This window comes from Streptomyces sp. NPDC051738, from assembly GCF_044453205.1.
In the GTDB taxonomy this organism is placed as follows: Bacteria; Actinomycetota; Actinomycetes; order Streptomycetales; family Streptomycetaceae; genus Streptomyces.
The window spans coordinates 185,112-211,466 of record NZ_JBITCM010000013.1; the positions used below are offsets into that span (position 1 = coordinate 185,112).

Consider the following 26,355-nt stretch of genomic DNA (forward strand, 5'->3'; position numbering starts at 1 on the left):
CCCTCACCCCTGCAGGCGGCCCCCGCAATGCGGCCAGGGACTCGTGCCCTGCCGCACATACAGCTTCTTCGCCCGAGCCGTCTGCTCCGCCGCCGGTGCGTCCTGCGGCCGCCCCGACCCCCCGAGGCTCCGCCAGGTCTCGGTGTCGAACTGGTACAGCCCGCCGTACGTCCCCGACGAGTCCACCGCGTCCGGCCGCCCCCCGGACTCGCACGCCGCCAGCCCCTGCCAGTTCAGCCCGTCCGCACCGCGCACGGACGTCGGCAGCGGCTTCGTCCCCACCTTCACGATCTGCGTCTGCGGCTCCCGCACCACCTCGGAGCGGATCCGCCGCGGCTTCTGCCGGACGCCGTTGACCATGCGGAGCGAGTACGTGATCCGTCTCAGCCCCGGCACCCCCGCCCGCTCGACGACCTCCGTGCCCTTGAAGACCGCGGGATCCTCGACCCGCTCCACGGCGAAGTCGATCGCCTCGTCGCGGATCTCCTTCCTGCCGGTGATCCTCAGGACCGTGACCGCCTGCCCGTCGCGCGGGAAGGTGTCGAGCGGGACGGACGTGGTGTCCTGCCCGCGCAGCGAGATGCCGGCCTGCTCCACGACCTCGCCCACGGTCGCCGCGTTCGTGCGGATGGTGCGCGCAAGACCGTCCGCCATGATCGTCACCGTGCGCTCGGTCCGCACGTCCAGCGCGAGCCCCTCGCGCCCGATGCGCCGGGAGCGCGACGTCGACAGATACGCCCCCTCCGCACGCACCCCCAACTGCCTGAGCGCCTCCTCCACCGTGTGCGCCGTCGTCCACACCTGACGCCGCTGACCGTCGAGCGTGAGCCGCACGGGCCGCCCGTAGCGCACCGCGACCTCGTCACCGCTGGTGAGCGGCGCGTCGGGAGCGGGCGCCACCACATCGTGCGCCCCCACCTCCACGCCCTCCTCGGTGAGCAGTTCGGTGACGTCGTCCGCGAAGGTGTGCAGGGTGCGCGGCTTGCCGTCGACCCTCAGCTCGATCGCCTTGTCCTTGGCGACGAAGGCCGACGTCCCACCCGCGAGGAACGCGACGACCAGCGCCTGCGGCACGAGCCGGCGCATGGACCCCTCCCCCCGCTCGGCGGTCCGCGCCCGGCGCCGATGCGCGGCCCGCCGACCACGCCCTGGGCGCACAACCGGCTCGGGCTCCGGCTCGGGGACCTCATAGGCGGGTTCGTACGGGTCGTCGTTCGCCTCGTACGCCCCGTACGTCCCGTACATCTCGTACGCGGGCCGGTAACTGTCCGTACGCATCCCGTACGGCCCGTGGGCTCCCTGCACCCCCTGGACCCCGTACGCCAGCGTCTGGGCACTGTACGGGTCGAAGCCGCCGTACGCCCGCGGCTCGTGGCCGGCCGGGCTGGGGCCATACGTCTCGAACTGCGCGTTGCTCACGAGGACACGCTCCAGCGGAGGACTCCGGATCGGGCCACCAGAACCTAGCGGAGGGGTGGTGACTCTCCAAAGCGACTCGGCTACGCACAGTCGCGAGGGGACCCGGCGTAAATCCGTACGAGGGCTGTCCGGCCGTGATCGGTCAGTAACCGAAGGCGCGAGCCGTGTTCGAGCCGAGGGCCGCCGCCAGCGCGTCCTCCTCGATGCCCCGAACGGCGGCCATGGCACGCACCGTGATCGGAATGAGATACGGCGCGTTGGGCCGTCCGCGGTACGGGGCCGGGGTGAGGAAGGGTGCGTCGGTCTCCACGAGGAGCAGTTCCAGGGGGGCCACGGCGACCGCGTCCCGCAGGTTCTGGGCGTTCTTGAAGGTGACGTTGCCGGCGAAGGACATGAAGTAGCCGGCGCCGGCGCACACCTCGGCCATCTCGGCGTCCCCGGAGTAGCAGTGGAAGACGGTGCGCTCGGGCGCGCCCTCCTCCTTGAGCACCCGCAGCACGTCCGCGTGTGCCTCGCGGTCGTGGATGACCAGGGCCTTGCCGTGCCGCTTGGCGATCTCGATGTGGGCGCGGAAGGACGCCTCCTGCGCCTCCTTGCCTTCGGGCCCGGTGCGGAAGTAGTCCAGGCCGGTCTCGCCGACGCCCTTCACCTGGGGGAGTGCGGCGAGGCGGTCGATCTCCGCGAGCGCCTCGTCGAGCGCCCGCTCACCTCCGGGCTCGCGCGCCCCCTGCCGCGACCAGCCGTCGGGGTCCCCGTGCACGATGCGCGGAGCCTCGTTCGGGTGCAGGGCGACGGTGGCGTGCACGGCGTCGTACCGCGCCGCCGTCTCGGCGGCCCACTGCGAGCCGCGTACGTCACAGCCCACCTGCACGACCGTGGTCACCCCGACCGACGCCGCCTTGGCCAGGCCCTCCTCCACCGTCCCGGACTGCATGTCGAGGTGGGTGTGGGAGTCGGCGACCGGCACCCGGAGCGGTTCCGGGAGGGGCGGGGCGGCGTGCTTGTCGGCGGCGTTCGAAGGCATGCCCCGATCCTACGAAAGGGGCATGCCCGGCCGGCCGGGGCGCTCGGCTCAGCTCGCCCTGCGGTGGAAGACGTGCAGCAGATCGGAGAGATGCCAGTGGTGGTCCGGCTGCTGCCCGTCCGCCGCCGCGTCCTGCTGCGAGGAATCCGCCTGCCGGGGAATGGGGCGGGGGCGGTGCAGGGAGTTCTGCACGGAGGACACCTGGCCGGGCCGCATGATGCGCACGACGTGGCCGTCGCAGTTCTGGCACGTGGGCCGGCTCAGCGGCGACGGCACGACCTGGCCGTTCGCGACGTACATCACGAACTCGTGGCCGTCACCGTCTATGTGGTGCTCTATCTCGTACGACTGCTCCCAGCCGTGCCCGCAGCGCATGCAGGCGAACGAATACGACTCGTGGACGACGGCGGTCGCGGCGCTGCGAAGGCCCGTGGTCTGCTGTGCGATCTCACTCATGCCAGCTCCTGTGGTCCGCTGGGTGGGACGGGTCGCGTCCCACAACCCAGTGGACTCCTCGGCAGGAGCGAAGGCACGCCATCTGTCCAGTGTTGGCGTCGACTTGGACGTTCCTTGCCGAAAGGGCCGGGTCCCTTTACCCCCGCATGGGGCGCACGCTCATGCGATATACGCCCTGCTCACACGGCGTCTCACGCCCCCGCGTTCTTGGCCGCCACCACAGCGTCGAAAACCTCCCGCTTCGGCACTCCGGCCTCCGTGGCCACCGCCGCGATGGCCTCCTTGCGCCGCTCCCCCGCCTCTTCGCGCACGCGAACACGCCGTACGAGCTCTACGGCGTCGACCTCCTCGGCCCCCTTCTCCGGGGCCCCCTCGACCACGACGGTGATCTCCCCGCGCACACCCTCGGCGGCCCACGCCGCCAGCTCCCCGAGCCCGCCGCGCTTGACCTCCTCGTACGTCTTGGTCAGCTCCCGGCACACGGCGGCCCGCCGCTCGGCGCCGAACACCTCGGCCATCGCGGCGAGCGTGTCGTCGAGCCGGTGCGGTGCCTCGAAGTAGACGAGCGTGCGCCGCTCCTCGGCCACCTCCCGCAGCCGCCCCAGCCGCTCCCCCGCCTTGCGCGGCAGGAACCCCTCGAAGCAGAACCGGTCGACGGGCAGCCCGGACAGGGCGAGCGCGGTGAGCACGGCGGACGGCCCCGGTACGGCGGTGACGCGGATGTCCTTCTCCACGGCCGCCGCGACCAGCCGGTACCCGGGGTCGGACACGGACGGCATCCCCGCGTCGGTCACCAGCAGCACCCGCGAGCCCTCCAGGAGCGCCTCGACCAGCTCGGGCGTCCGGGCCGACTCGTTGCCCTCGAAGTACGACACGACCCGCCCGGCCGGCTGCACGCCCAGCGCCTGGGTGAGGCGCCGCAGCCGCCGGGTGTCCTCGGCGGCGACCACGTCCGCGCCGGCCAGCTCCTCGGCGAGCCGGGGCGGGGCGTCCTTGACGTCGCCGATGGGAGTGCCTGCCAAAACAAGGGTTCCTGTCACGTTTCCATCCTCCCAGGGCGCATCCACGGGACTCCCACAGACCTGTTCCCTACGATGGCGCGGTGACCAGTACAGCGTCGTCCATGGACTCCACGGACACCCGGCAGGGCCAGGCACCGCACGAGCAGCGACCGTCGTGGCAGCAGCGGCTGCGCCGATTCGGCTACACGGCGGCGGCCGGAGGGGACGTACGCGACCGGCTGGTGCCGCCGTATGTGCGGCCCAGCCCGCGGATGTGGGAGTTCCTCGGCGTGTCGCGCCCGCTCGCGGAGCGGATGGTGCGCTGGTCGGCCTGGGGCGGTCCGCTGCTGGTCACTCTGCTGGCCGGGGTGCTGCGGTTCTGGAACCTGGGCAGCCCCAGGAAGGTGATATTCGACGAGACGTACTACGCCAAGGACGCGTGGGCGATCGTCCACCGCGGCTTCGAGGTCAGTTGGGACAAGAACGCCAACGACCTGATCCTGTCGACCAACGGCGACGTGCCCATCCCCACGGACGCGGCGTACGTCGTGCATCCGCCGGTCGGCAAGTACGTCATCGGGCTCGGCGAGCTGATGTTCGGGTTCAACCCGTTCGGCTGGCGCTTCATGACGGCACTGCTGGGCACGCTGGCCGTGCTGATGCTGTGCCGCATCGGCCGCCGTATCTTCCGCTCCACGTTCCTCGGCTGCCTCGCGGGCACGCTGATGGCGGTGGACGGGCTGGCGTTCGTGATGGCGCGCACCTCGCTGCTCGACGGGGTGCTGATGTTCTTCGTGCTGGCGGCGTTCGGGTTCCTGGTCCTCGACCGCGACCGAGCGCGCGCGAGACTGGCCGCCGCGCTGCCGGTCGACGCCGACGGCAGGGTCCGCCCCGACGCGCACATCGCCCAGACCCTGAGCCTCGGCTGGCGCCCGTACCGCTGGCTGGCCGGCCTGATGCTGGGCCTGGCCATCGGCACCAAGTGGAACGGCCTGTACTTCCTGGTCGCGTTCGGCCTGATGACGGTCCTCTGGGACGTCGGTGCCCGCAAGGTCGCCGGTGCGTACGCCCCGTACACGGCGGTCGTCAGGCGCGACCTGGGCCTGGCCTTCCTGGCGACGGTCCCGGTGGCGATCGTCACGTACATCGCGTCGTGGACGGGCTGGATCCTCTCCTCGACCGACGGCAGCGGCGGCTACTACCGCGACTGGGCCACCGCCAACGGCCGCACCAGCAGTTGGTCGTGGCTGTTCCCCGACTGGTGGCTCAGCCTGTGGCACTACGAGCACCAGGTGTACGAGTTCCACGTCGGCCTGTCGTCCCCGCACACCTACCAGTCCAACCCGTGGAGCTGGATCGTCGACGGCCGCCCCGTGTCGTACTTCTACGAGTCCCCGCTCCCCGGCAAGGACGGCTGCCCCGTCGACGCGGGCGAGAAGTGCGCCCGCGAGGTCCTGGCCATCGGCACCCCCCTGCTGTGGTGGGTGGCCGCCTTCGCGATCCTGTACATCCTGTGGCGCTGGGCCTTCCGCCGCGACTGGCGCGCCGGCGCGATCGCCTGCGGCGTGGTGGCGGGCTACCTCCCCTGGTTCCTCTACCAGGAACGCACGATCTTCTTCTTCTACGCCATCGTCTTCCTCCCCTTCCTCTGCCTGGCCGTGGCCATGCTCCTCGGCGCGATCATCGGCCCACCGGGCGCCGGCGACACCCGGCGGGTGGCGGGGGCGACGGGCGCGGGTGTGCTGGTGCTGCTGATCGCGTGGAACTTCATCTATTTCTGGCCGATCCACACGGGGACGGCGATCCCGGTGGACGACTGGCGGTCGCGGATGTGGCTGGATACCTGGGTGTAGCTGGACGGATGCCGTCACGGCGCGACGGGCCCGGGTCACGCCGTGACGGTCGTTGTTGGACCCACGCCTCATGATGTGGCTGCCGTCCCGTCAAGGTCGCATGGCCACCGGGCTCCCGTCGCTCGTTGGCGCCCGCGCTGCCACCACGCGGGCCTCAGCGTCGTCAAGTCACGAGTTTCCGTGCCATGACCTGAAGCTGTCGGCGAGGCGCAATGGAGTCATGGACGAGAGCGCGGGCAGGCCGCCCCCGCCTCGGCCCCCACCGACACCTATCCGCCTTGAGGAACGACCAAATGACTCTCAGCAATCAGCATCGCTACGCCTTCTTCACGGCCATGACCGACTCGGCGCCCGGTCGCTCCCCTCCCTGGCCCTCACGCTGCCCCGGGCGCCTCGAAAAGGCAGCTTGGCGAGCGATTGATGATGTCTATGTTGGAACTCCTCGGGAGCGGCACCAGCGCCGCACTCATCCTTGCCGCCACTGTGGCGGGGTCGCGCGTACTACTCGTCTTGATCGTGCTGATCAGCCCCAGCAGCACCAGGGGGAAGGCAGCCAGGGATCTACTGGGTCTGCTCCTCTCCAAGAGCAGCCGGGACGGCGAGGAGAGCGAGCCCCCTTCTCCGTGAGACTTTTGCAGACGTGGACCACCCCGGAATGAAGCGCTTCCTGGACCTGCGCCAGGCCCCGGACGCATAGGAACCGCTCAACACGCCGCCCCTCCCTCATGCGGCTGCGATGGCATCCAGCTTCCGCTGGATCGCGTTCTCGGCTCTCTGCTCGGAGTTCTTCAGCAAAGCCAGTAGCAGAACGCCACCAGTGCCAGGCAAATGGCATAGAAGGGCAAGGAGCTGGTGAAGGCGGCCGCTGCTTCGGACAGACGCTTGAACCACACCGTCCGCGCCGCAGGATGTCGAGCGGTCATAGCCACTGCCTTCCACGCTGTGGTCGGGCCGGCCGACCACGACTCGCCGGCAATGGCACCAGCGTGTGGCCTGGGCCGGGAGCGCGCATGCGGGGCGCGCTTGGCGCTCATGGGCTGGCGCTGCTCGGGGCTAACAGGTGCAACAGGTGCAACAGGTGTCGTGGTATCGCCAGTTCAGGGGAAGCCCGGCTGCAGCCGGGCCAGGCAGGTCCCATTCCGGGTGCGGTAGGAACGTGTGGCGATCTGTCACAGCGGTTCCTCCACCCATCGGTTGGCCCCCGCCCGGGCGGCGGGACCGGGACGCGGGCCGGTCACCGGCGCTGCGCCGTGCCCAGCTCGTCGGTGTACCGGCCGAGGGCGTCCTCGGCCGTGGGGGCGGGGCCGAACAGCTGCTCCTGGCGGCTCGGATCGGCGACGTAGCGGCCGCTGTCGAACCAGCCGAACATCGCGGCCATGTCCTTGACCAGGGGCATGAAGCGGCCGGCGACGGCTCCTGCGGCGCGGGCGACGGCGGAAGGGACGGCCCACACCTTGATCTTCCTTCCGGCCCGGTTGCCCATCAGGTCGGCCATCTCGCGCATGCTGACCGGACGGTCCCAGCCGATGTCGACGCGCTCACCGTTGTCGGCCTCGGCGTCGACGGCGGCCGCCAGGTACGCCGCGAGATCGGAGGTGTGGACAAAGGTCAGCGGAACGGTGGTCTTGCCGATCCACATCAGGCGGCCCTTGTCGATCGGGTTCCCCGCCATGGTCGCGATCTGGTCGAGGAACGCCCCTGGCCGCAGTGCGACGAACGGGACGCCGAGCTGTTCGAGCTTGTCCTCGGCGATCTTCTTGTGCCAGAAGTGCGGGACTTGGGGTGTCTGGTCGCTGGTGAGGATGCTGGTCAGGACGAAGCGCCGGATGCCGGTGCGGTGGGCGGCCTCGGCGAGGTTGGCGTTGCCGACGGTGTCGATGTCGTGCGCGTTCTTGCCGCCGCGGGTGTAGCCGGCAGCGGTGGTGATGACGGCATCGGCGCCGTTCATGGCGGCGACGAGTGAGTCGAGGTCGAGCATGTCGCCGCGGGCGATCTCGACACCCCGGCTTTCGAGCCTGCTCGCGTCGGTGGTCGGTCGGACCAGGGCGCGGACGTTCTTACCGCGTTTGAGTAGTTCGTCGACGACCTTGCCGCCGAGGGAGCCGGTCGCACCGACGACGAGGACGGGGAGGGTGGTGGTCATGGGGGTCTCACTTTCCATCAGGTCAGTGGTGGGGGGATTGGGTGGGCAGGCAGGGGTGGCCGGGGACGTGGGCGCCGTCGGCCCGGGTCGCTCAGAGGGCCGAGGCTGTGGTGGACGGATCCGCGGCGCGGGTCACCGTCGGCCTTCAGGAGCTTGCGGAGGTCGAAGGTGCCCCGGACGGGGGTAATGCGGCCGTCCTTGATGTGCGGCCGACCGGCGACGGGGAAGGGCTCGCCGGCCCCGCCGGGTGTTGGCCTTTCCCCCGGATGAGTTCCGTCCTGCTTGCACCGGGACAGCTCGCGCTTGCCCCTTACGCCGAGGCCCCGATCACCCCGTTCTCCCTGACGTGCGGGGGTGATCGGGCGGGTTCCGCCACATCCGCCGGCTCGGCTCACCGGGCTTCTTGCGACAGTCGGGGAGCCTGGCTCCGTTCAGCACGGGCCTTCGTGAGCCGACTGCGCTGCAGCACTGTCCACTTCGCAGGAACGCTGGAAACGATGCGCACTCCCGGCCGGAACCGGGGTGCAGGCCGAGGGGAGTTACTCGGACTCTTCTTGCGGAACAGCGCGGCTGTTGATCGCGTCGGCGATGGCGTAGGCCGTGCGGACGAATGACTCTGCCTGCTGCGCCGACAGGTTCCGCGCGGAGGTCTCCTCCAGGGCCTGCCACATGGCTGCGATGGGCTCGCGCATGGCACGGCCCTTGTCGGTGAGGTGGACCACCATGACGCGCCGGTCGTGTTCGGCCGGCTCGCGGATGAGCAGGCCGGCGTCCTGCATGCGGCGTAGGGACTTGGAGACGGTGGAGTGGTCCAGGCCGACGCTTTCGAGCAGCTCGGACTGGGTCTGGCCGTCCCGGTCGAGGAGTTGCATCAGCAGCAGTTCCTGTCCGGGATGCAGGTCCATCTCGCGGAGCATGGCGGCGGCGCGGGCGCGGTGAGCGCGGGCGAGCTGGAAGATCGCGTAGCTCATCGGCCCCTCGCTGGCCGTGCTGGGGGTGCGGGGTGTGGGGGCGGGCATGGGTCGGTTCCTCAGACGGTGTAGGTGGGGTAGTCGGTGTAGCCGGCCACTCCGCCGCCGTAGAAGGTCGCCGGGTCGGGGGTGTTCAGCGGCGCGTCAGAGCGTAGCCGCTCGACGAGGTCCGGGTTGGCGAGCGCGAGGGCGCCGACGGAGACGAGGTCGGCCGTGCCGTGGTCGATGTCCTTGGCGCGGGTGGGCAGGTCGGTGCCGGCCCGGTTGAGGATCAGCGTGGTCGGCCACAACTCGCGCAGGGTGCCCAGCAACTCCTCGTCGCCTGCGTGCATCACGTGGAGGTAGGCGAGGCCGAGCCGGCTGAGGGCGCGCAGGAGCGCCGGATACAGCTCGACGGTGTCGGACTCGGCGATGTCGTTGTAGGGGTTGCCGGGGGAGATGCGCAGGCCGGTGCGGTCGGCGCCGATCTCGTCGGCCACGGCGGCGGCGACCTCGATGGCGAAGCGGATGCGGTTGTCGAGGGAACCGCCGTAGCGGTCGGTGCGCTGGTTGGTGTTGTCGGACAGGAACTGGTGGACCAGGTAGCCGTTGGCGCCGTGGATCTCCACGCCGTCGGCGCCTGCCGTGACGGCAGCCGCTGCGGCGCGGCGGAAGTCGTCGACGGTCGCCGCGACCTCCTGCGTCGACAGAGCACGGGGTGTCGGCATCTCCTGGGGACCGGACGCGGTGAACATCGCGCCCTGCGGCCGGATTGCCGATGGGGCGACGGGCTGGCGCCCGTGGGGGGTGTTGTCGGGGTGGGAGATGCGTCCGGTGTGCATCAGCTGGATGACGATCCGGCCGTCGGCCGCGTGCACGGCGTCGGTGACCTTGCGCCACCCTGCGATCTGCTCGTCATTGTGGATGCCGGGGGTGAGGAGGTAGCCCTGGCCGTCGGCGGAGGGCTGGGTTCCCTCGGTGATGATGAGCGCGTGCGAGGCCCGCTGGGCGTAGTACTCGGCGTTCAGTTCGGTCGGTACGCCTTCAGGGGTGGAACGGTCACGGGTCATGGGGGCCATGACCAGGCGGTGCGGGAGGGAGATGTCACCGACGGTGGTCGGTGTCCACAGGGAGTTCAGCATGAAGGGTCCTTGGGTGCGGTGATGAACAGGTGGTGTTCGGGAAAGCGCGGGCGCGACGGCAGGAGAGGCGGGCGTGATCAGTCGAGGGTGAGGACGAGCTTGCCCCGGACATGCCCGGCGTCGCTGACCTGCTGGGCCGTGGCTGCCTCGGCGAGCGGGTAGGCGGTGACGGTGGTGACGACCTTGCCGGTCGCGGCATCTTGCGCCAGGGCGGCCAGGCGGGCGGCCGAGCGTTCCTGGCCACCGCTGGAGAAGGTGATGCCGAGCTGGTGCGCGCGGAAGTCGGCGATGGTGACGATGCGCTCGGTGCCGCCGCGCAGGGTGATGGAGTCCTCCAGGGCTCCCTTCCCGGCCAGGTCGAACACCGCGTCCACGCCGTCGGGGGCGAGTGCCAGGACCCGCTCGACCAGGCCCTCGCCGTAGAGGGTCGCGGTGGCGCCGAGCGAGGTGAGGTAGTCCTGGTTGGCGGGGCCGGCGGTGGCGATGACAAGCGCTCCGCGGGCCGTGGCAAGCTGGACCGCCAGGGTTCCGACCGCTCCGGCCGCGCCGTGCATCAGCACCGTCTCCCCGGCGGCGACGCCCAGCAGGTTCAGGACCCGCTCAGCCGTCTCGCCCGCCACCGGCAGCGCGACCGCGTGCTGCCAGTCGAGGCCGGCGGGCTTGGGGGCCACGGTGGTGGCCAGCGCGTACTCGGCGTACGAGCCGGTGTCCGACCAGCCCAGCACCTCGTCACCCACCTGCACATCCCGCACGCCCTCCCCCAGGGCGTCCACCACGCCGGCGAGCTCGTGACCGGGGAGGGAGGGGAGCGGCGTGGGGAACACGGCCTCCAGTGCCCCGGAGCGGATCTTGCCGTCCAGCGCGTTCAGCCCGGCCGCCTTGACGCGGACGCGGATCTGCCCGGGACCGGGCTGCGGGACCTCGATGTCCGCCTCGCGCAGCACTTCCGTGCCTCCGAAACGGTCGAACAGGATGGCTTTCATGACGACTCCTCTCGTGTCGCCGCCCGATTAGGTGGCTGGACACATAACTAACGTAACAGTAAACATGTGGCTAGCCAAGTATTTGCTTGCAATCGCCGAGTACGCCTGGCCAGGGCGTGAACGGCTGGGTCTGCCGCAGGTGAAGGACGACGTGATTGTTCTGTACGCCATGCGCCGGCCGGACGAGATCCGCGACCCCGCCGAGCTGCCGCCCCCGCCCATGGAACTGACCCCGGACGAGATCGACGGCGCGCCGGCACTCATGGACTCCATGACCCGAGACGACCTCGACAGCCCTCAGTTCCTCGACACGTACACCGATGCGCGGCGCAGATCATCGAGGCGAAGCGCGAGGACAGGCCCCTGCCCGAGGCGCCCGAGCCCGAGGCGCAGAGCGACAAGGTGTTCGACCTGGTGGCCGCCCTCAAGGAGTCCGTGCCCGCATTCCCCGGCCCAACCAAGGGCTCGGCCCGACTCCAGGCGGACGGCGGCGCGTTTGGGGCCCGCATGCGTGGGCCGTGGCGCGGATCTACGTTGTTTCCATGCGTGCGCTGGGTAGCTCAGTGTGCTGGCCGCGGTCCTGGCCGCTTTGCAGTCCTTTCTCGGCTATCCCCAGCTCGCCGAACACCACCGGCAGGCAGTCCTCGAATACGGCCGTATCCGGCGCCGGATGGAAGTCGCCCTCGCCGGAGATCCAGAGCGGATCACGGGCGACCTGCTGAGCTCGTTCGCCACGGAGCTGGATACCTTGCGCCTGACGGCTCCCTCTCTGCCCCAGCGAGTTCACGACCGCGCGGTGCAAGCTGTGGAAGAGACGGAAGGCCGGGACAGGGCAGCGGCCGCATGGGCATGACGGGTGGTGCCACTTCTGCAGCCACCCTGGCAGGTCCCCGTTGACGACCGGCGGTCGCGGATGTGGCTGGATACCTGGGTGTAGGCATACCTGGGGTCCAGCCTGCGTAACAGGAGACGGCGATGATCGTTCACTTGGGCATGAACGTAACCAAACGGACAATTGCCGTCATCGCCCTCGCCGGTGCGGCCATCATGTCGGCCGCCACCCTCGCCGGCGCCGACACCCCCAGCGCGCAGCCCGCGAGCACCAACCTGGTGTACCCGTACTCAGCCGCCTACCCGCCGGGCGTTCTCCCCCTGGCGGCCGCCGTTCCCGCGGTCGCCCTCCTCGGCATCAACCCCCTGGGCGTCCTCTGAGGTCGTCTCCCGCTCTGAGCGCCGCAGTCGGCCGGTCGGTCCGACTGCGGCGCTCAGCCATATCCGCCAACAAAGGAAAACACCGCCACAGGTTCCCCTCGCACCACTTACAGTTCGGGTGACTAACGGGGAGGGGACCATGTCCAAGGGGGTCAAAGTCGCCGTAATAGGCGGCGTGTTCGCCGTGATGGTGGGCGGTGCCGGGTACGGCGCGTACAACATCATGTCCGCGTTGAACGGGGGTGGGGCGACGGGGGCCGCGGGGCCGGCGCCCGTGCGGTCGGGGCCGCCCAGTGCGGAGGAGGTCGAGGAGACCACGGGGAAGTTCTTCGCGGCCTGGGAGAAGGGGCAGGCGGCGCAGGCGGCGTCGTACACGAACAATGACGCCGCCGCCGAGCGGGTGCTGACGTCGTACGGCGAGGGCGCCCACATCACCGGCGTGAAGATCACCCCGGGGAGCGCGAGCGGCGACACCGTGCCCTTCAGCGTGAAGGCGAAGGTGTCCTACGGCGGGAAGTCCAAGGCGCTCGACTACAAGAGCGAGCTCACCGTCGTCCGCGGGCTCACCACCGGCAAGGCCCTGGTCGACTGGGAACCCACCGTGATCCACCCGGAGTTGAAGCGGGACGACACCCTCGTCACCGGCGAGGCGGCGAGCCCGCCCATCGAGGCCGTCGACCGGAACGGCACCGTGCTGACGAAGGAGAAGTACCCCTCGCTCGGCCCCGTCCTGGACACCCTGCGCGAGAAGTACGGCGACAAGGCCGGCGGCGAGGCCGGTGTCGAGCTCGCGATACGGCACGCCGACGAATCGCCGGACACCTCGCTGCTGACCCTCGCCAAGGGCAAGGCAGGCAAGCTGGAGACGACGCTCAGCGCGAGCGTGCAGGCCGCCGCCGAGCAGGCCGTGAAGAAGTACGCCCAGTCCTCGGTGGTGGCCCTCAAGCCGAGCACCGGCGAGGTGCTGGCGGTGGCGAACCACCGCGACGACGCCTTCAACGCGGCCTTCGAGGGGCGCGTCGCCCCCGGCTCCACGATGAAGATCATCACCGCGGCGATGCTCATCGACAACGGCGTGACCACGATGAACGGCCCGGCCCCCTGCCCGCCGACCGCCATATGGCAGAGCCAGACCTTCAAGAACCTCACGGGCCTGGAGCCCGACGAGAGCGCGAACGCCACGCTGGCCAGTGGGTTCATGCGCTCCTGCAACACCGCCTTCATCAAGCTCGTCGACGAGGACCCGCTCACGGACGCCTCGCTGACGGCGGAGGCCGAGGAGCGGTTCGGACTCGGCCGCGGCGACTGGAAGACCGGCATCACGTCCTTCGACGGCAGTGTCCCCGCCGCCACCGGCCCGGACCGCGCGGCAAACGCGATCGGCCAGGGCCAGGTCCAGATGAACCCGCTGAACATGGCCTCGGTGACGGCCACCGCGATCACCGGCGACTTCCGGCAGCCGTATCTCGTCTCGCCGGAGCTCGACGACCGCCAACTGGCCACCGCCAAAGGGCTCCCGTCGAGCACCGCCGCCCAGCTGAAGCAGATGATGCGGCTGACCGCGACCGCGGCCCAGGGCACCGCCGTACAGGCCATGTCCGGGCTCGGCGGCGACATCGGTGCCAAGACCGGTTCCGCCGAGGTCGACGGCAAGGCCACCTCTGACAGCTGGTTCACCGGATTCCGTGATGATGTGGCGGCCGCGGCCATGTCCGAGCAGGGCGGCCACGGCGGCGACGCGGCGGGGCCGATTGTCGCAGCCGTGCTACGAGCGTCCGGCTGAACTTATCCCTCGCGGCACGGGACTCTAGTGTGGTCGTCGTCGTTGGTATGCGTGAGGTCGGCGGGGCGGCGGGGGCCCCTGAATACGCGAGGGAACTGAAGGCAGTGGGTAACAGAAGGCGCGTCGCCGAGCGACGGAAGACCAACCCCGCGGTGCTCGGCGGGATGATCGCCGTGGTCGTCGGCGGCGCCGGGTTCGGCGTCTACGCCCTGTACGGCGGTGGGGCGGCGGCCGACAGCCGTACGCCGACGGCGTCCGCCGCCGACCAGAAGGCGAAGAAGGTCAAGACCGGCCCGCTGTCCGCCAAGGAGGTCAGCGGCGCGGCCGAGGCCTTCCTCACCGCCTGGCAGCAGGGCAAGGTGACCCAGGCCGCCGCCGCAACGGACGACACCACGGCCGCCCAGTCGCTGCTGACGGGCTACACCAAGGACGCCCACATCACGGACGTCACCCTCACCGAGGGCACCCGCACCGGCGCCAAGGTCCCCTTCACCGTGAAGGCGACGGTGACGTACAAGGGCACCAGCAAGCCGCTGACGTACGACAGTTCGCTGACCGTCGTGCGCCGCGCCGAGGACGGAAAACCGCTGATCGAGTGGCACTCCGCGATCGTCCACCCCGACATGAAGGACGGCGACACCCTCGTCACCGGCGAGTCCGGTACCCCGCCGGTCAAGGCGCTCGACCGGGACGGCGGCGAGCTGACGGAGAAGGAGTACCCGTCGCTGGGCTCGGTCCTGGACGGGCTACGCGAGAAGTACGGCGAGAAGGCCGGCGGCAAGGCGGGCGTCGAGCTCCAGGTGGTCCGGGGCAAGGAGTCCAAGAAGGCCGAACTGTCCGACAAGACCCTGCTGGAGCTGAGCAAGGGCACGCCGGGCACGGTGAAGACGACGCTGAGCCCGGCGCTGCAGGAGGCCGCGGAGAAGCAGGTGGCCGCCAAGTCGAAGGCGTCGGTGGTCGTCCTGCGCCCGTCGACCGGCGAGATCCTGGCGGTCGCGAACTCCTCGAAGGGCTTCAACACCGCCTTCCAGGGCTCCCTCGCCCCCGGCTCCACGATGAAGGTCATCACCTCGTCGCTGCTGATCGAGAAGGGCCTCGCGTCGGCGGACAAGCAGCACCCCTGCCCGAAGTACTTCACGTACGGCCACTGGAAGTTCCAGAACGACGACAAGTTCGAGATCAAGGGCGGCACCTTCAAGGCGAGCTTCGCCCGCTCCTGCAACACGGCCTTCATCAGCCAGGCCCCCGAGCTGGACAACGACAGCCTGACCAAGCAGGCCCAGCAGGTCTTCGGGCTGGCGATGAACGACTGGTCCGTCGGCGTCCCGACCTTCGACGGCGCCGTCCCGGTCCAGTCCCAGGCCCAGATGGCGGCCTCACTGATCGGCCAGGGCGGGGTGCGGATGAACCCGCTGAACATGGCGTCGGTCTCGGCGACGGTGAAGACGGGCACCTTCAAGCAGCCCTACCTGGTGTCCCCGACGGTCGACAACCGCACCCTCGCCACCGCCTCCCGCAACATGTCGGCGGGCACGCTCTCGCAGTTGCGCGAGCTGATGGCCTACACGGCGGCGTACGGCACGGCGGCGGAGGCGATGGCCGGGGTCACCGGTGACGTCGGCGCGAAGACGGGCTCGGCGGAGGTCGACGGCCAGAAGAAGCCGAACGGCTGGTTCACCGCGTACCGGGGCGACCTGGCGGCGGCGGGCGTCGTGCAGTCGGGCGGCCACGGCGGCGAGACGGCGGGGCCGATCGTGGCGGCACTGCTGAAGATGGGCGGCTGAGTCTCAGCCGATGAATGGCTGAGACTCAGCGCCGCAGCTGGGACTCCGGCTGCCGCGTGGGTGCAGCGGCGGCCAGATACGTCCGCCGCAGAAACCTCATCAACGCCTTCGACTCGAACTGGACCACGGAAACACCCTGGGCCGAGTGGAACTCCACCACGGCCTGCACCCGCCCGCACGGCCACACCCGTATCTCGCCGCTCTCGGTCGGCGCCCGCAGCCCCTGCTCCAGCAGGGAGCGCGAGAACGTCCACTCATGTGCCTCGCGGCCGGGCAGACGGATGCGCACCGCGCGCGGATCGGTCTCGGGGTCGTACTTCAGGACGACCGGTACGGCGTCCTGTTCTTCCACCAGAATGTCCGCGTCCGTGACGATGTGGGCTCGTGCGTACTGCTCGACTACAGACATCGGACCGGCCCCTTACCCTGGGTGACCTGTGCGAAAGCTATGCATTCGCTCCCCCTCCAATGTCGCATATCTTCCGGAATGCGCCCCCTGGAGCAGGCATATATCACGTGTGCGATACACAAGCAGACCGCTCTTGCGAACGGTTCGCATTTGGCCACATCATCGAACAGTGCATGTACCTGATGGATTCATAGACGCCCCCACCTCGGTCGCGACCGGCGTGGTCGCCGCTGCCGCCGTCGCCGTGAGCCTGCGCGGCGCACGCCGTGAGCTCGACGAGCGGACCGCCCCGCTGGCCGGCCTGGTGGCCGCGTTCATCTTCGCGGTGCAGATGCTGAACTTCCCGGTGGCGGCCGGGACCAGCGGACATCTCCTCGGCGGCGCCCTGGCCGCGATACTCGTCGGCCCCTGCACCGGCGTGCTGTGCGTCTCCGTGGTCCTGCTCATGCAGGGCATCCTCTTCGCGGACGGCGGCCTGACCGCGCTCGGCGTGAACATCACGTGCATGGGCATCGTCACCGTGGTCGCGGCGTACGGCCTCTTCCGCGGCCTGGTCAAGATCCTGCCGCGCACCCGCCGCTCCGTGACCGCCGCCTCCTTCGTCGCCGCGCTCGTCTCGGTCCCGGCCTCGGCGCTCGTCTTCACGGCGCTGTACGCGGTCGGCGGCACCACCGACGTCTCTCTCACCAAGGTCGCCACCGCGATGGTCGGCGTGCACATCCTGATCGGCATCGGCGAGGCCGCGATCACCTCGCTGACGGTGGGCGCCGTGCTCGCCGTACGGCCGGATCTCGTCCACGGCGCCCGCGACCTGCGCCAGCGCCTCCAGCTGCGGGTGAACGGCGAGCTGGTCGACGCCCCCGCCGCCGAGCCGGCGGTCCCGGTCGCCGCCCGTTCCCCCCGCAGGATCTGGGCCGTCGGCCTCGTCACCTCCCTGGTCCTCGCCGCGTTCGTCAGCTTCTACGCCTCCGCCAACCCGGACGGCCTGGAGAAGGTGGCCGCCGACAAGGGCATCGACAAGAAGGTCGAGGAGCACGCGGCCGCCGGCTCGCCGCTCGCCGACTACGGCGTCAAGGACATCGAGAACACCCGGCTGTCCGGAGGTCTCGCGGGTGCCATCGGCGTCGGCGTGACCGTGGTCGCGGGTACGGCCGTCTTCTGGGCGGTGCGCCCCCGTCGTACGACCGACACGCCCGCCCCGTCGACCGCGTCCACGAGCGCCTGACATGGGCACCGGGCACGCCGCCCACCAGCTCTACCGGCCCGGGCACTCGCCCGTACACGCCCTGCCCCCGCACACCAAGCTGGTCGCCACGTTCGCCTTCGTGCTGGTCGTGGTGTCGACGCCGCGGGAGGCGATGTGGGCGTTCGGCCTGTACGCCGTGCTGCTCGGGCTCGTCGCGTACGCCGCGCGCGTGCCCGCCGGCTACCTGCTCAAGCGGCTGCTGATCGAGGTGCCGTTCGTCGCGTTCGCCGTGCTGATGCCGTTCGTGGCGGAGGGCGAGCGCGTCGAGGTGCTGGGCCTGTCGCTGAGCGTCAACGGACTGTGGGGCGCGTGGAACGTGCTGGCCAAGGGCACCCTGGGCGTCGCCGCCTCCGTCCTGCTCGCCTCCACGACCGAGCTGCGCGCACTGCTCCTCGGCCTCCAGCGGCTGAAGCTCCCGCCCCTGCTCGTGCAGATCGCGTCCTTCATGATCCGGTACGGCGACCTCATCACGGACGAGATGCGGCGGATGCGCATCGCCCGCGAGTCGCGCGGCTTCGAGGCGCGGGGCATCCGGCACTGGGGCGTGCTCGGCAAGTCGGCGGGCGCGCTGTTCATCCGGTCCTACGAGCGCGGCGAGCGGGTCCATCTGGCCATGCTCAGCCGCGGGTACGCCGGTTCGATGCCGGTGATCGACGAGGTGACCGCGTCCCGGGCGCAGTGGTCGTACGCCCTCGCTCTTCCGTTCGCGGCCCTCGCGGTCTGCCTGTTGGGATGGACCCTGTGACTGACACGCCCACCGCACTTTCGACTGACACCGCACCCTCGCTGGAAGTCTCCGGCCTCGCCTTCGCCTACCCCGACGGCCACCAGGCCCTGTTCGGCGTGGACTTCTCCATCGCGCGCGGCGAGCGGGTCGCGCTGCTCGGGCCGAACGGCGCCGGGAAGACGACCCTCGTCCTGCATCTCAACGGCATCCTGACCGGCGGCGCGGGCACGGTGAAGGTCGCCGGGCTGCCCGTCGGCAGGCAGCACATGGCCGAGATCCGACGCCGGGTCGGGATCGTGTTCCAGGATCCGGACGACCAGCTCTTCATGCCGACGGTCCGTGAGGACGTCGCCTTCGGGCCGGCGGCGGCCGGGCTCAAGGGGCCCGAGCTGGAGGAGCGCGTCGACCGGGCGCTCGGCCAGGTCGGCATGGCGGAGTTCAAGGACCGGCCCCCGCACCACCTCTCCTTCGGCCAGCGGCGCCGGGTCGCGGTGGCGACGGTGCTCGTGATGGAACCGGAGATCCTCGTCCTCGACGAGCCCTCCTCCAACCTCGACCCCGCCTCCCGCCGTGAACTGGCCGACATCCTGCGCTCGTTGGACGTCACGGTTCTGATGGTCACGCACGACCTTCCGTACGCCCTGGAGCTGTGCCCGCGCTCCCTCGTCCTCAGCGAGGGCGTGATCGCGGCGGACGGAAAGACCGGGGAACTCCTCGGGGACGAGGAGCTGATGAGCGCCCACCGGCTGGAGCTGCCGTTCGGTTTCGACCCTCGCTCCGTGACAATGGGCGCGTGACGGAACAAGAGGACGCCGGGTCACTGCTCCTTGACGAGCAGCTGTGCTTCGCGCTGTACGCCGCCCAGCGCGCGGTGACAGCCGCGTACCGCCCCCTTCTCGACGAACTCTGCCTCACCTACCCCCAGTACCTCGCCATGCTGGTCCTGTGGGAACGCGGCGAGACGACGGTGAAGGAGCTGGCGGCGGCGCTTCGCCTCGACTACGGCACCGTCTCCCCGCTGCTGAAGCGCCTGGAGGCGGCGGGGCTGGTCCGTCGTGAGCGTTCGGCGCGGGACGAGCGGTCGGTGCTCGTCGCGGTCACCGGGGAGGGCGAACGGCTGCGAGAGCGCGCCGAGTGCGTACCAGGGACGCTGCTCACGGAGACCGGGCTCGGCGGCCCGGAGGTCGCCCGGCTGCGGGAGGAGTTGTGGCAGCTGGCGGCGAAGGCGTCGGCGGCGGCCGAGCGCAACCGCTGATCCCGGAACCACTGATCCCGCAATCGCTGACCTCGGGTTACCGACAGTTGCCCACCCCACATACCGGCGGGATTGCTACCGACCAGTACCTTGTGCACGATGTACTTGTGCGCGCTTTGTATGGGGGAGGGCCAAACATGACCGCCGAGGGCACCGCCGTCGACACCCGTCCGACGAAGATCACGTACGTCGCCGAGGCCACCGCGCACGGCGGCCGGGACGGCTTTGTCAGCAGCCAGGACGGCCAGATCGACCTCAAGGTCGCGATGCCCCCGGAACTGGGCGGCGACGGCAACGGCACCAACCCCGAGCAGCTCTTCGCCGCCGGATACAGCTCCTGCTTCCACAACGCGCTGATCCTCGTCGGCAACCGCGAGGGCTACGACCTCACCGGATCCACGGTCGCCGCGAAGGTCGGCATCGGCCCCAACAAGCATCGCGGCTACGGCCTCGCGGTCGCCCTCAGCGTCTCGCTGCCGGTGCTGGACCCGGACATCGCGGCCAAGCTGGTCGACGCGGCGCACGACGTCTGCCCGTACTCCAACGCGACCCGTGGCAACATCGACGTCACGATCCTGCTCGGCTAGCGAGACGTCGGCCACACATCGGAATCCAAGGCCACGGACCCGTGTTGGACTGACCGTCGAAGGCGCACGAGAGGTGCGGGACGGTCGCAGAGGGAGCACGGGCGTGGACGTGAACGGCACAGTGGCCGAGGGCTTCGAGCCGGTCAGGGAGGCGTTCGCACGGAACTTCGACACGCTCGGGGAGCGGGGCGCGGCGGTCGCCGTGTACCGGGACGGGCGCAAGGTCGTGGACCTGTGGGCCGGAACGAAGGACGTCGACGGTACGCAGCCGTGGGAGCGCGGCACCGCGCAGGTCGTGCGCTCGGCGACGAAGGGCGTCGCCGCCGCCGTACCCCTGTTGCTGCACCAGCGTGGGGAGCTGGACCTGGACGCGCCGTTGGCCGAGTACTGGCCGGAGTTCAAGGCACATGGCAAGGAACGTCTGCTGGTCCGGCACGTTCTGAACCACCGCGCCGGGCTGCCCGTCCTCGACCGCCCACTCACGCCCGAGGAGGCGCTCGACCCGCACCGCGGCCCCGCGGCGGTGGCCGCGCAGGCGCCCGCGTGGGAGCCGGGCACGGATCACGGCTATCACGCGCTGACGTACGGCTGGATGCTCGACGAGCTGGTCCGGCGCGTGACGGGACGGTGGGCCGGCGAGTGGCTGGCGACGGAGGTCACCGGCCCGCTCGGCGCCGACCTGTGGCTGGGCCTCCCGGAGGCTGAAGCCACCCGAGTCGGCCGGACCGGCCGCGTAGAAGGTCCCGAGCCGACGGGCGGGTTGCGCTCCCGCCCGAAGCGCTCCGTCACCGAGGCCTACGACGACCCGAACTCCCTCACCCGCCGCGCCTTCGCCGCCATCACCCCGTTCCCCGACCAGAACACCCCCGCGTACCACGCCGCCGCCCTCCCCGCGACGAACGGCATCGCCACGGCCGACGGTCTGGCCCGCGTCTACGCGGCCCTGATCGGCGAGGTCGACGGCATCCGCCTCTTCGACCCGCCCACGGTGGATCTGGCCCGCACCGAGGAGTCCTCCGGCCCCGACCGCGTCCTGATCGTGAACACCCGCTTCGGCCTCGGCTACATGCTCCACGGCACCGCGTCCCCCTTCCTGGCCCCCGGCTCCTTCGGCCACCCCGGCCGCGGCGGCGCCCTCGGCTTCGCCGACCCGGAATCAGGCATCGCGTTCGGCTACGTGACGAACGGCTTCCGCAAGACGGTGACGGCGGATCCGAGGGCGCAGGCGTTGGTGCGGGGGGTGCGGGCGGCGCTGGGGTGATCGGCGGGGCGGGGGGGGGCGGCCGGACGTCGAGGGGCGCGGCCCGCGCCCGGGCCGATGACGGCCGATCCAGGGGCGCTGGCGTTGGTACGGGCGCTGCGGGTGGCGCTGGGGAACCGCCCCGCCGGGTGGCGGGCGGGTGTGGAGGGGCGCACTGCACCTGCGGGCATGCAGGCCTCGTCGACCGCGCGGGCGCGGACCGGGCCCGTGACGGCAGGTCCGAGGGCATAGGCGTCGGCGCAGGCTGTGCGGGCAGCGCTGGCGTTGGTGCGGACAATGCGGGCAGCACTGACGTAGCCACCACGTCGGGCGCCGGAGCGGGCGGCGGGCGGGCGTCGACGGGGCGCGTGGCATCCACGGACGCGCAGCCCTCACTGACCGCGCCGGGGCATCTCAGCCACGCAGGCGTGCATCGGCCGGCCGGGCCGGCGACGGCGGATCCGAAAGCACAGGCCTTGTCACAGGCACCGCGGATGACGCCTACGCAACCAGCCGGGCCGCGCGCCGGGGCGGGCAGCGGGCGGGCAGCGCCAACGGGCGCGCGGCGTCAAGGGCGTATAGCCCTCACCGACCGCGCGCAGGCGTCATCGGCCACGCGGGCGCGACCCGACGCTCGGACCAGTGACGGCCGCTCGGGCCGGCGACGCCGCCCAGGCATGTGACGCCGCCCAGGCACGTGACGCCGCCCAGGCCAGCAGCGGCACCCCAGCCAGTCGCGGCGCCCATGCCGATGACGCCGCTCGACGGATCTCCAACCGCTCGGCGGCGATGAAGACAGGACGGGGCCGGCGTGGTCAGACGTGGATCGGGTGGGACGTGCGGCCCGAGGCCTGGTCGATTTCGCCGTGTGCCTTGGTGAGTAGTTGCATCGCCAGTTCGTTCAGGGCGCGGGCCGCGGCGACCTCCTCGCCGACCCGTGGCTGATTGGAGTCGGTGTGGTGCCGTGTGGCGTGTCCGTGGGCGCGTACCTCGGAGCCGTCGGGGAGACGCACCAGCGCGACCGCCCGCGTGTGCTGATCGTCCTCCAGGAACTCCAGCTCGACATGCCATCCCACTGTGGTGTGCATCATGACGATCACCTCCGGAAGACCTGCTTCCAGGGTGCGCCCGAGAGGGCACCGGCGACCAGTCGGGCTCGGCATACTCTTGCGACACTTCAGAGCGACAGGAAACGACAGGGAACGGCAGGGAACGACAGGAATGGTCCATGGGCGCCCTTGAACAGGACTGCGTCTTCTGCGAGATCGTCGCCGGCACCGGCGAGGCGCGGGTGGTGCACGAGGACGAGCACACCCTCGCCTTCTTCCCGCTGGCGCCCGCCACCCGCGGGCACACCCTGGTCGTGCCGAAGGCGCACACGGCGGACCTCTGGGTGATGGACGAGGCAGCGGCTCAGCGGCTCTTCCACACCGTGATGCTCGTCGGCAGGGCGCTCCGCGAGGTTCTCCGGCCCGCCGGCATGAACGTCGTCAACTCCACGGGCGCGGTGGCAACCCAGACCGTGTTCCACACCCATGTGCACCTCGTGCCGCGCGGCCCCGGCGACACGATGGGGTCCATCTGGCCGCCGAAGGGCGCGGGATTCCGGTACGAGGACGAGGCCGCGACCGACGCCCTCGCCACCCGCCTCTCCGCGGCCATCGGCCCACCGCCGCCCACGCCCACTCACAGAGCGAACACGACCAGCGCCAGGTCGGCCAGCAGCAACGGCGCGTAGAACAGCAGCAGCGTCGGCGTCAGCCACACCTCCGGCCAGGGCATCCGGACCAGATACGGCGCCACGTTCATGGAGAGCATCTCGACCGTGCTGTCGGGCCTGCGCGCATCGTCGTAGAGCCGACGGAAGGCCCGCTCCTGGCGCAGGAAGTAGCAGTCCAGGTACCAGAAGCAGAGCAGCGGCACGAGACCGACGCTCGCGATCTGCCAGCTCAACCGGCTCGCGGACAGCGCGAACAGGCCCGCGGCCAGGGTCAGCGCCCAGCCCTTCACCAGGAACGAGTTGGTCCCCAATCGCGTGATCGTCGCCTGGATGAACTCAAGGTGCTTGATCCGGTCCGCGCCCAACGGCTCGCGCACCCCGATCTCCGCCCCTTCCGCACCCTCCGACCCCTCACTCAACGCAGTCACTGCCCGCCCCCTCGGTGAGCCCTCACCCGGCCCGACCGATCGTAGTACCGGAGCAAAGCCCACAACTCGGGATCAGTGAGACTCGGCACACTCCCTACGATGACCGCCTTCGCCCTGCTTCCATGGAGATGTCGCGTTCCGTTCCATGGAGATGTCTCGCGCCGGACCTGGCCCCGCCGCCACCGCCACCTCCCCCGTTCACCGCTCTGGGCCATATCGAGGACATGCGCTGCTGTTTCTCCGCCCACCTCCCCGCACTCGCGGCCCTGTCGGCGTTCCCCGGCCCCTGCGAGGTGCTGCGCTCCGGCGCCCGCCTCGCCCCTGCCCTCATGCGCTCGGCCTCCGCCGCCGTGCAGCGGGCGCGTTCCTCCCACCCCGACGACCTGACCGCCGTCAACCTCGAACTGGTCACCCTCACCGAGGACCGCGCGGTCATCACCTGGTACACCGGCATCCCCGGCTCCAATGACGGCCTGGGCCACCCCCTCCCCGCGATCACCGAGGGCGAGATCGTCTACGGCACCCACCCCTCCCGCCTCAACCGCACCGCGTCCGAGGGCCGCCCGACCGCCCACCACCAGGTCGAGCTCACGGACCTGGAGCCGGGGCAGACGTACTACTACCAGGCCCGTTCACGCGGCGTCGCCGCCACACCCACCCCGCTCCACCTGGTGCGCGGCAACGCGGTGGGCACCTCGACGTTCGGGTTCGGCCACAGCGGCGGCCCGTACTCGTTCACCACCCCGCAGCCCCCGCCCGGCCGCCACCTGCTCACGGTCGCGCTCTGCAACGACCTGCACCTCGGCGAGACCACCGCGGGCCTGGTCGGCGGCATTCCTCTGCTGCGCGGGGTGGTGCAGCAGCCGGGGCGCGCGCCGTACCCGGAGCTGATGAGCCGGGCCCTGGTCGAGGAGGCCCGGCGGCGCGGGGCGGACGTCCTGCTGGCCGGGGGCGACATCTCGGCCGGCGGGGCGGCGCACGACCTCGGCGAGGCCCGGCGGATCCTGGACGGCTTCGGCACGCACGGGCGGGACTACTTCGTCGTACGCGGCAACCACGACCGCTCAAGGGACAGCGCCGATGCCTTCCATACGACGTTCCCGGGCTTCCCGGGCGGGGGCGACGGGCTGGGGTTCTTCGCCCGTGACCTCGGCGGGCTGCGGATCATCGGCCTCGACACCTACGCCAAGACCGGCAACGGCGCCGACGCGGGCGGGCTGGGCCCCGACCAACTGGCTTGGTTCCAGGCTCGGTTGATGGAACAACCGGACCAGCCGACACTCGTGTTCGGGCACCATCCGCTGACCGTGCGGGACTCGGTCTTCCCGGTGACCCGCGGCCAGTGCCTGGAGCGCCGTCAGGCCCGCACGATCGTCGACGCCTACGCGCAGGCCCCCGGCGTCTTCCTCCACCACGCGGGCCACACCCACCGCAACAAGCGCACCGTGCTGATGCGGGCCCCGCACGTCACCCAGCAGGAGGTCGCCGCCGCCAAGGAGTACCCGGGCGGTTTCACCCTCCTGCGCATCCACTCCGGCGGTTACGCCCTCAACCACTACAAGGCCGACGCCCCGGCGGCCCGCCAGTGGAACGAGCGCAGCCGCCGGGTCGCCGCGGGCCTGTGGCCGCACCACGCCCTGGGCCGCTCGGTCGCCGACCGCAACAGCATGACGGCGCACGACCTGTCCGGCGTCACCGCGCACGGTCTGCGCACAGACAGCGCACTGTAAATAGCAGCCGGCAGGGAGTGTCCGTAGCGTCGGAGCATGGCGACCCTCTGGGACCTCATGCGCGACTGCATCCCCGACGACCATGCCCGTCAGGTCACCTCGCGGTACTACGTCGACGAGGTGATGGGCGCCTCAGGCGCACCCGGGCTGGTCGTCGACCTGGGGTGCGGCCGCGGCACGTCCGCCGGGCTCTTCCGTCGGCACGACCCTCAGGTGCGCTGGGTCGGCGTCGACATCGGTGACTCGCCGGAGGCCGGCCAACACACCCCGGGCGGCGACCCGGTGGTGCACTACGACGGCGTCCACCTCCCCCTCGGCACGGACTCGCTCCCCCTCATCTACTCCCACCAGGTCTTCGAACACGTCGCCCGCCCACGCGAACTGCTCGCGGAGATCGCCCGGGTGCTGGAGCCGGGCGGTGTGTTCATCGGATCGACATCCCAGTTCGAGCCGTACCACTCCTTCAGCCTGTGGAACTACACCCCGTACGGCTTCCGGGTCCTGGTCGAGGAGGCGGGGCTCGCGCTGCAGGAGATCCGGCCCTCGCTCGACGGGGTGGCGCTGATCATGCGCAGCTACCTCGGCCGGCCGCCCGAGTACAGCCGGTACTGGGACGAGCAGTCCCCGCTCAACACGGAGATCGACGAGTGGGCGGCGCAGAACGGCCGCCGCCGCAGGACGGCCCTGGTGAACCTGCGGAAGCTGACGTACTGCGGCCAGTTCGCGTTCCGCGTGGCCAAGCCGGTGCAAGATCGCGAAACTCGGCGCGCCGCAGGATGATTTGGGGCATTTCTTACTTAATCTCCCTTAATCGTAAGGGATCGCCCCTGCACAAACCCCGTACGCGCCCTGTGCGCACCCGGTGCGAAGAGTCGTCCCTTCACGCAGTGCATCCACTTGCATCCACCTCACTCCACCGGAGATGACATGCAGAAGCTTCGCAAGGCCGCCGTGCTGATCGCCGCCCTCAGCAGCGTGGCGCTCGTCGGCGCGGGCACCGCCCACGCCGACGGCCACGGCCACCGTGGCGGCAACGACGTCAAGGTCCAGCAGAGCACGTCGTGCAAGTCCCACGACCTGAACATCGACATCCTCGGCACGGTCGGGCTGCTCAACGGCCTGCTGGGCGGCGCCCTCAACGGCGAGGGCTCCGAGGGCAGCCAGAACACCCACCTCGGCTCGACGATGGGCTGCAGCAACGCCGCGTTCAGCAAGTGACCGTCTGACTGGTGCGGAAGCCCCGGCCAACCGGCCGGGGCTTCC

Annotated in this window: 26 protein-coding genes; 15 read left to right on the plus strand and 11 right to left on the minus strand. The window is 70.7% G+C overall.

Features of this window, described 5'->3' with window-relative positions; genetic code table 11:
* Window positions 1-3: 3 nt before the first annotated feature.
* The 4 genes from ACIA8X_RS28935 to rsmI all read right to left on the minus strand — a co-directional run bounded on the left by ACIA8X_RS28935 (window position 4) and on the right by rsmI (window position 3,939).
* Complete coding sequence (locus ACIA8X_RS28935; RefSeq protein WP_393455134.1) at window positions 4-1,419, minus strand: ubiquitin-like domain-containing protein; 1,416 nt, start codon at window positions 1,417-1,419, stop codon at window positions 4-6.
* A 142-nt stretch (window positions 1,420-1,561) separates the two neighbouring features.
* Window positions 1,562-2,443 (minus strand): TatD family hydrolase, encoded by an 882-nt coding sequence (locus ACIA8X_RS28940; RefSeq protein WP_393455131.1) that lies wholly within the window; start codon window positions 2,441-2,443, stop codon window positions 1,562-1,564.
* A gap of 48 nt (window positions 2,444-2,491) precedes the next feature.
* The gene (locus ACIA8X_RS28945; protein WP_393455128.1) at window positions 2,492-2,899 is read right to left on the minus strand and encodes a hypothetical protein; all 408 of its coding nucleotides are present in this window, start codon (window positions 2,897-2,899) and stop codon (window positions 2,492-2,494) included.
* 191 nt (window positions 2,900-3,090) lie between these two features.
* Complete coding sequence (rsmI, locus tag ACIA8X_RS28950; protein WP_393455125.1) at window positions 3,091-3,939, minus strand: 16S rRNA (cytidine(1402)-2'-O)-methyltransferase; 849 nt, start codon at window positions 3,937-3,939, stop codon at window positions 3,091-3,093.
* Between the two features lie 62 nt (window positions 3,940-4,001).
* Between rsmI and ACIA8X_RS28955 the strand changes: the two genes are divergently transcribed.
* Complete coding sequence (locus ACIA8X_RS28955; RefSeq protein WP_393455122.1) at window positions 4,002-5,753, plus strand: dolichyl-phosphate-mannose--protein mannosyltransferase; 1,752 nt, start codon at window positions 4,002-4,004, stop codon at window positions 5,751-5,753.
* A gap of 1,234 nt (window positions 5,754-6,987) precedes the next feature.
* Here ACIA8X_RS28955 and ACIA8X_RS28960 read toward each other — a convergent pair.
* From ACIA8X_RS28960 to ACIA8X_RS28975, 4 genes are all read right to left on the minus strand, one after another.
* Window positions 6,988-7,896, minus strand: a complete 909-nt coding sequence (locus ACIA8X_RS28960) for an SDR family oxidoreductase (protein WP_393455119.1) — start codon at window positions 7,894-7,896, stop codon at window positions 6,988-6,990.
* Window positions 7,897-8,435: 539 nt separating this feature from the next.
* On the minus strand, window positions 8,436-8,915 hold the full coding sequence (locus ACIA8X_RS28965) for a MarR family winged helix-turn-helix transcriptional regulator (RefSeq protein ID WP_393455116.1): 480 nt from the start codon (window positions 8,913-8,915) through the stop codon (window positions 8,436-8,438).
* 11 nt (window positions 8,916-8,926) lie between these two features.
* Window positions 8,927-9,988 (minus strand): alkene reductase, encoded by a 1,062-nt coding sequence (locus ACIA8X_RS28970; protein WP_393455113.1) that lies wholly within the window; start codon window positions 9,986-9,988, stop codon window positions 8,927-8,929.
* Window positions 9,989-10,065: 77 nt separating this feature from the next.
* Window positions 10,066-10,971, minus strand: a complete 906-nt coding sequence (locus ACIA8X_RS28975; RefSeq protein ID WP_393455110.1) for an NADP-dependent oxidoreductase — start codon at window positions 10,969-10,971, stop codon at window positions 10,066-10,068.
* Between the two features lie 565 nt (window positions 10,972-11,536).
* Here ACIA8X_RS28975 and ACIA8X_RS28980 point away from each other — a divergent pair.
* The 4 genes from ACIA8X_RS28980 (at window position 11,537) to ACIA8X_RS28995 (ending at window position 15,750) form a co-directional block, all read left to right on the plus strand.
* Window positions 11,537-11,824 (plus strand): hypothetical protein, encoded by a 288-nt coding sequence (locus tag ACIA8X_RS28980; protein ID WP_399459457.1) that lies wholly within the window; start codon window positions 11,537-11,539, stop codon window positions 11,822-11,824.
* A gap of 122 nt (window positions 11,825-11,946) precedes the next feature.
* On the plus strand, window positions 11,947-12,183 hold the full coding sequence (locus ACIA8X_RS28985; RefSeq protein ID WP_399459458.1) for a hypothetical protein: 237 nt from the start codon (window positions 11,947-11,949) through the stop codon (window positions 12,181-12,183).
* Window positions 12,184-12,322: 139 nt separating this feature from the next.
* On the plus strand, window positions 12,323-13,966 hold the full coding sequence (locus ACIA8X_RS28990; protein ID WP_399459459.1) for a penicillin-binding transpeptidase domain-containing protein: 1,644 nt from the start codon (window positions 12,323-12,325) through the stop codon (window positions 13,964-13,966).
* Window positions 13,967-14,070: 104 nt separating this feature from the next.
* On the plus strand, window positions 14,071-15,750 hold the full coding sequence (locus ACIA8X_RS28995; protein ID WP_399459460.1) for a penicillin-binding transpeptidase domain-containing protein: 1,680 nt from the start codon (window positions 14,071-14,073) through the stop codon (window positions 15,748-15,750).
* 25 nt (window positions 15,751-15,775) lie between these two features.
* Here the strand turns inward: ACIA8X_RS28995 and ACIA8X_RS29000 are convergent, their stop codons facing one another.
* Window positions 15,776-16,159 carry an SsgA family sporulation/cell division regulator gene (locus ACIA8X_RS29000; RefSeq protein ID WP_399459461.1) on the minus strand — a complete coding sequence of 128 codons (384 nt, stop codon included), beginning with the start codon at window positions 16,157-16,159 and terminating at the stop codon, window positions 15,776-15,778.
* A 169-nt stretch (window positions 16,160-16,328) separates the two neighbouring features.
* On the opposite strand from ACIA8X_RS29000, the gene ACIA8X_RS29005 reads away from it, so the two are divergent.
* The 6 genes from ACIA8X_RS29005 (at window position 16,329) to ACIA8X_RS29030 (ending at window position 21,235) form a co-directional block, all read left to right on the plus strand.
* Window positions 16,329-17,384 (plus strand): energy-coupling factor ABC transporter permease, encoded by a 1,056-nt coding sequence (locus ACIA8X_RS29005; protein ID WP_399459462.1) that lies wholly within the window; start codon window positions 16,329-16,331, stop codon window positions 17,382-17,384.
* A 1-nt stretch (window position 17,385) separates the two neighbouring features.
* The gene (cbiQ, locus tag ACIA8X_RS29010; protein ID WP_393455090.1) at window positions 17,386-18,150 is read left to right on the plus strand and encodes a cobalt ECF transporter T component CbiQ; all 765 of its coding nucleotides are present in this window, start codon (window positions 17,386-17,388) and stop codon (window positions 18,148-18,150) included.
* Entirely contained in the window at window positions 18,138-18,929 is a 792-nt protein-coding gene (locus ACIA8X_RS29015; protein WP_393455087.1) for an energy-coupling factor ABC transporter ATP-binding protein, read from the plus strand. The genes cbiQ and ACIA8X_RS29015 overlap by 13 nt, the downstream gene beginning before the upstream one ends.
* Entirely contained in the window at window positions 18,926-19,387 is a 462-nt protein-coding gene (locus ACIA8X_RS29020) for a MarR family winged helix-turn-helix transcriptional regulator (protein WP_393455084.1), read from the plus strand. Before ACIA8X_RS29015 ends, ACIA8X_RS29020 begins: the two co-directional genes overlap by 4 nt.
* A gap of 137 nt (window positions 19,388-19,524) precedes the next feature.
* A complete protein-coding gene (locus ACIA8X_RS29025) occupies window positions 19,525-19,974 on the plus strand; it encodes an organic hydroperoxide resistance protein (RefSeq protein ID WP_093904712.1) in 450 nt (149 codons plus the stop codon).
* 103 nt (window positions 19,975-20,077) lie between these two features.
* A complete protein-coding gene (locus tag ACIA8X_RS29030; RefSeq protein ID WP_393455080.1) occupies window positions 20,078-21,235 on the plus strand; it encodes a serine hydrolase domain-containing protein in 1,158 nt (385 codons plus the stop codon).
* Between the two features lie 794 nt (window positions 21,236-22,029).
* Here ACIA8X_RS29030 and ACIA8X_RS29035 read toward each other — a convergent pair.
* Window positions 22,030-22,305 carry a DUF1876 domain-containing protein gene (locus tag ACIA8X_RS29035; RefSeq protein ID WP_393455077.1) on the minus strand — a complete coding sequence of 92 codons (276 nt, stop codon included), beginning with the start codon at window positions 22,303-22,305 and terminating at the stop codon, window positions 22,030-22,032.
* 137 nt (window positions 22,306-22,442) lie between these two features.
* Here ACIA8X_RS29035 and ACIA8X_RS29040 point away from each other — a divergent pair, with 137 nt between their 5' ends.
* Window positions 22,443-22,952: an HIT family protein gene (locus ACIA8X_RS29040; RefSeq protein WP_399459463.1), complete on the plus strand. Its 510-nt coding sequence runs from the start codon at window positions 22,443-22,445 to the stop codon at window positions 22,950-22,952.
* Here ACIA8X_RS29040 and ACIA8X_RS29045 read toward each other — a convergent pair.
* Window positions 22,901-23,362, minus strand: a complete 462-nt coding sequence (locus ACIA8X_RS29045; RefSeq protein ID WP_393455071.1) for a hypothetical protein — start codon at window positions 23,360-23,362, stop codon at window positions 22,901-22,903. The two genes, ACIA8X_RS29040 and ACIA8X_RS29045, sit on opposite strands and share 52 nt — an antisense overlap.
* Before the next feature lie 224 nt (window positions 23,363-23,586).
* Between ACIA8X_RS29045 and ACIA8X_RS29050 the strand changes: the two genes are divergently transcribed.
* The 3 genes from ACIA8X_RS29050 to ACIA8X_RS29060 all read left to right on the plus strand — a co-directional run bounded on the left by ACIA8X_RS29050 (window position 23,587) and on the right by ACIA8X_RS29060 (window position 26,310).
* Window positions 23,587-25,092, plus strand: a complete 1,506-nt coding sequence (locus ACIA8X_RS29050) for a metallophosphoesterase (protein WP_393455067.1) — start codon at window positions 23,587-23,589, stop codon at window positions 25,090-25,092.
* A 36-nt stretch (window positions 25,093-25,128) separates the two neighbouring features.
* Entirely contained in the window at window positions 25,129-25,872 is a 744-nt protein-coding gene (locus ACIA8X_RS29055) for a class I SAM-dependent methyltransferase (RefSeq protein ID WP_393455064.1), read from the plus strand.
* 147 nt (window positions 25,873-26,019) lie between these two features.
* Window positions 26,020-26,310: a hypothetical protein gene (locus tag ACIA8X_RS29060; protein ID WP_393455061.1), complete on the plus strand. Its 291-nt coding sequence runs from the start codon at window positions 26,020-26,022 to the stop codon at window positions 26,308-26,310.
* Window positions 26,311-26,355: the final 45 nt, after the last annotated feature.

Excerpts from the sequence above, each read along its gene's own strand:
- ACIA8X_RS28945 (WP_393455128.1), bottom strand. The coding sequence starts at position 2,899 with ATGAGTGAGATCGCACAGCAGACCACGGGCCTTCGCAGCGCCGCGACC.
- ACIA8X_RS29015 (WP_393455087.1), top strand. The coding sequence starts at position 18,138 with ATGGACCCTGTGACTGACACGCCCACCGCACTTTCGACTGACACCGCA.
- ACIA8X_RS28940 (WP_393455131.1), bottom strand. The coding sequence starts at position 2,443 with ATGCCTTCGAACGCCGCCGACAAGCACGCCGCCCCGCCCCTCCCGGAA.
- ACIA8X_RS29040 (WP_399459463.1), top strand. The coding sequence starts at position 22,443 with ATGGGCGCCCTTGAACAGGACTGCGTCTTCTGCGAGATCGTCGCCGGC.
- cbiQ (WP_393455090.1), top strand. The coding sequence starts at position 17,386 with ATGGGCACCGGGCACGCCGCCCACCAGCTCTACCGGCCCGGGCACTCG.
- ACIA8X_RS29025 (WP_093904712.1), top strand. The coding sequence starts at position 19,525 with ATGACCGCCGAGGGCACCGCCGTCGACACCCGTCCGACGAAGATCACG.
- ACIA8X_RS29000 (WP_399459461.1), bottom strand. The coding sequence starts at position 16,159 with ATGTCTGTAGTCGAGCAGTACGCACGAGCCCACATCGTCACGGACGCG.
- ACIA8X_RS28975 (WP_393455110.1), bottom strand. The coding sequence starts at position 10,971 with ATGAAAGCCATCCTGTTCGACCGTTTCGGAGGCACGGAAGTGCTGCGC.
- ACIA8X_RS29050 (WP_393455067.1), top strand. The coding sequence starts at position 23,587 with ATGCGCTGCTGTTTCTCCGCCCACCTCCCCGCACTCGCGGCCCTGTCG.
- ACIA8X_RS28990 (WP_399459459.1), top strand. The coding sequence starts at position 12,323 with ATGTCCAAGGGGGTCAAAGTCGCCGTAATAGGCGGCGTGTTCGCCGTG.
- ACIA8X_RS28970 (WP_393455113.1), bottom strand. The coding sequence starts at position 9,988 with ATGCTGAACTCCCTGTGGACACCGACCACCGTCGGTGACATCTCCCTC.
- ACIA8X_RS29035 (WP_393455077.1), bottom strand. The coding sequence starts at position 22,305 with ATGATGCACACCACAGTGGGATGGCATGTCGAGCTGGAGTTCCTGGAG.
- ACIA8X_RS29055 (WP_393455064.1), top strand. The coding sequence starts at position 25,129 with ATGGCGACCCTCTGGGACCTCATGCGCGACTGCATCCCCGACGACCAT.
- ACIA8X_RS29060 (WP_393455061.1), top strand. The coding sequence starts at position 26,020 with ATGCAGAAGCTTCGCAAGGCCGCCGTGCTGATCGCCGCCCTCAGCAGC.
- ACIA8X_RS28985 (WP_399459458.1), top strand. The coding sequence starts at position 11,947 with ATGATCGTTCACTTGGGCATGAACGTAACCAAACGGACAATTGCCGTC.
- ACIA8X_RS28965 (WP_393455116.1), bottom strand. The coding sequence starts at position 8,915 with ATGCCCGCCCCCACACCCCGCACCCCCAGCACGGCCAGCGAGGGGCCG.
- ACIA8X_RS28960 (WP_393455119.1), bottom strand. The coding sequence starts at position 7,896 with ATGACCACCACCCTCCCCGTCCTCGTCGTCGGTGCGACCGGCTCCCTC.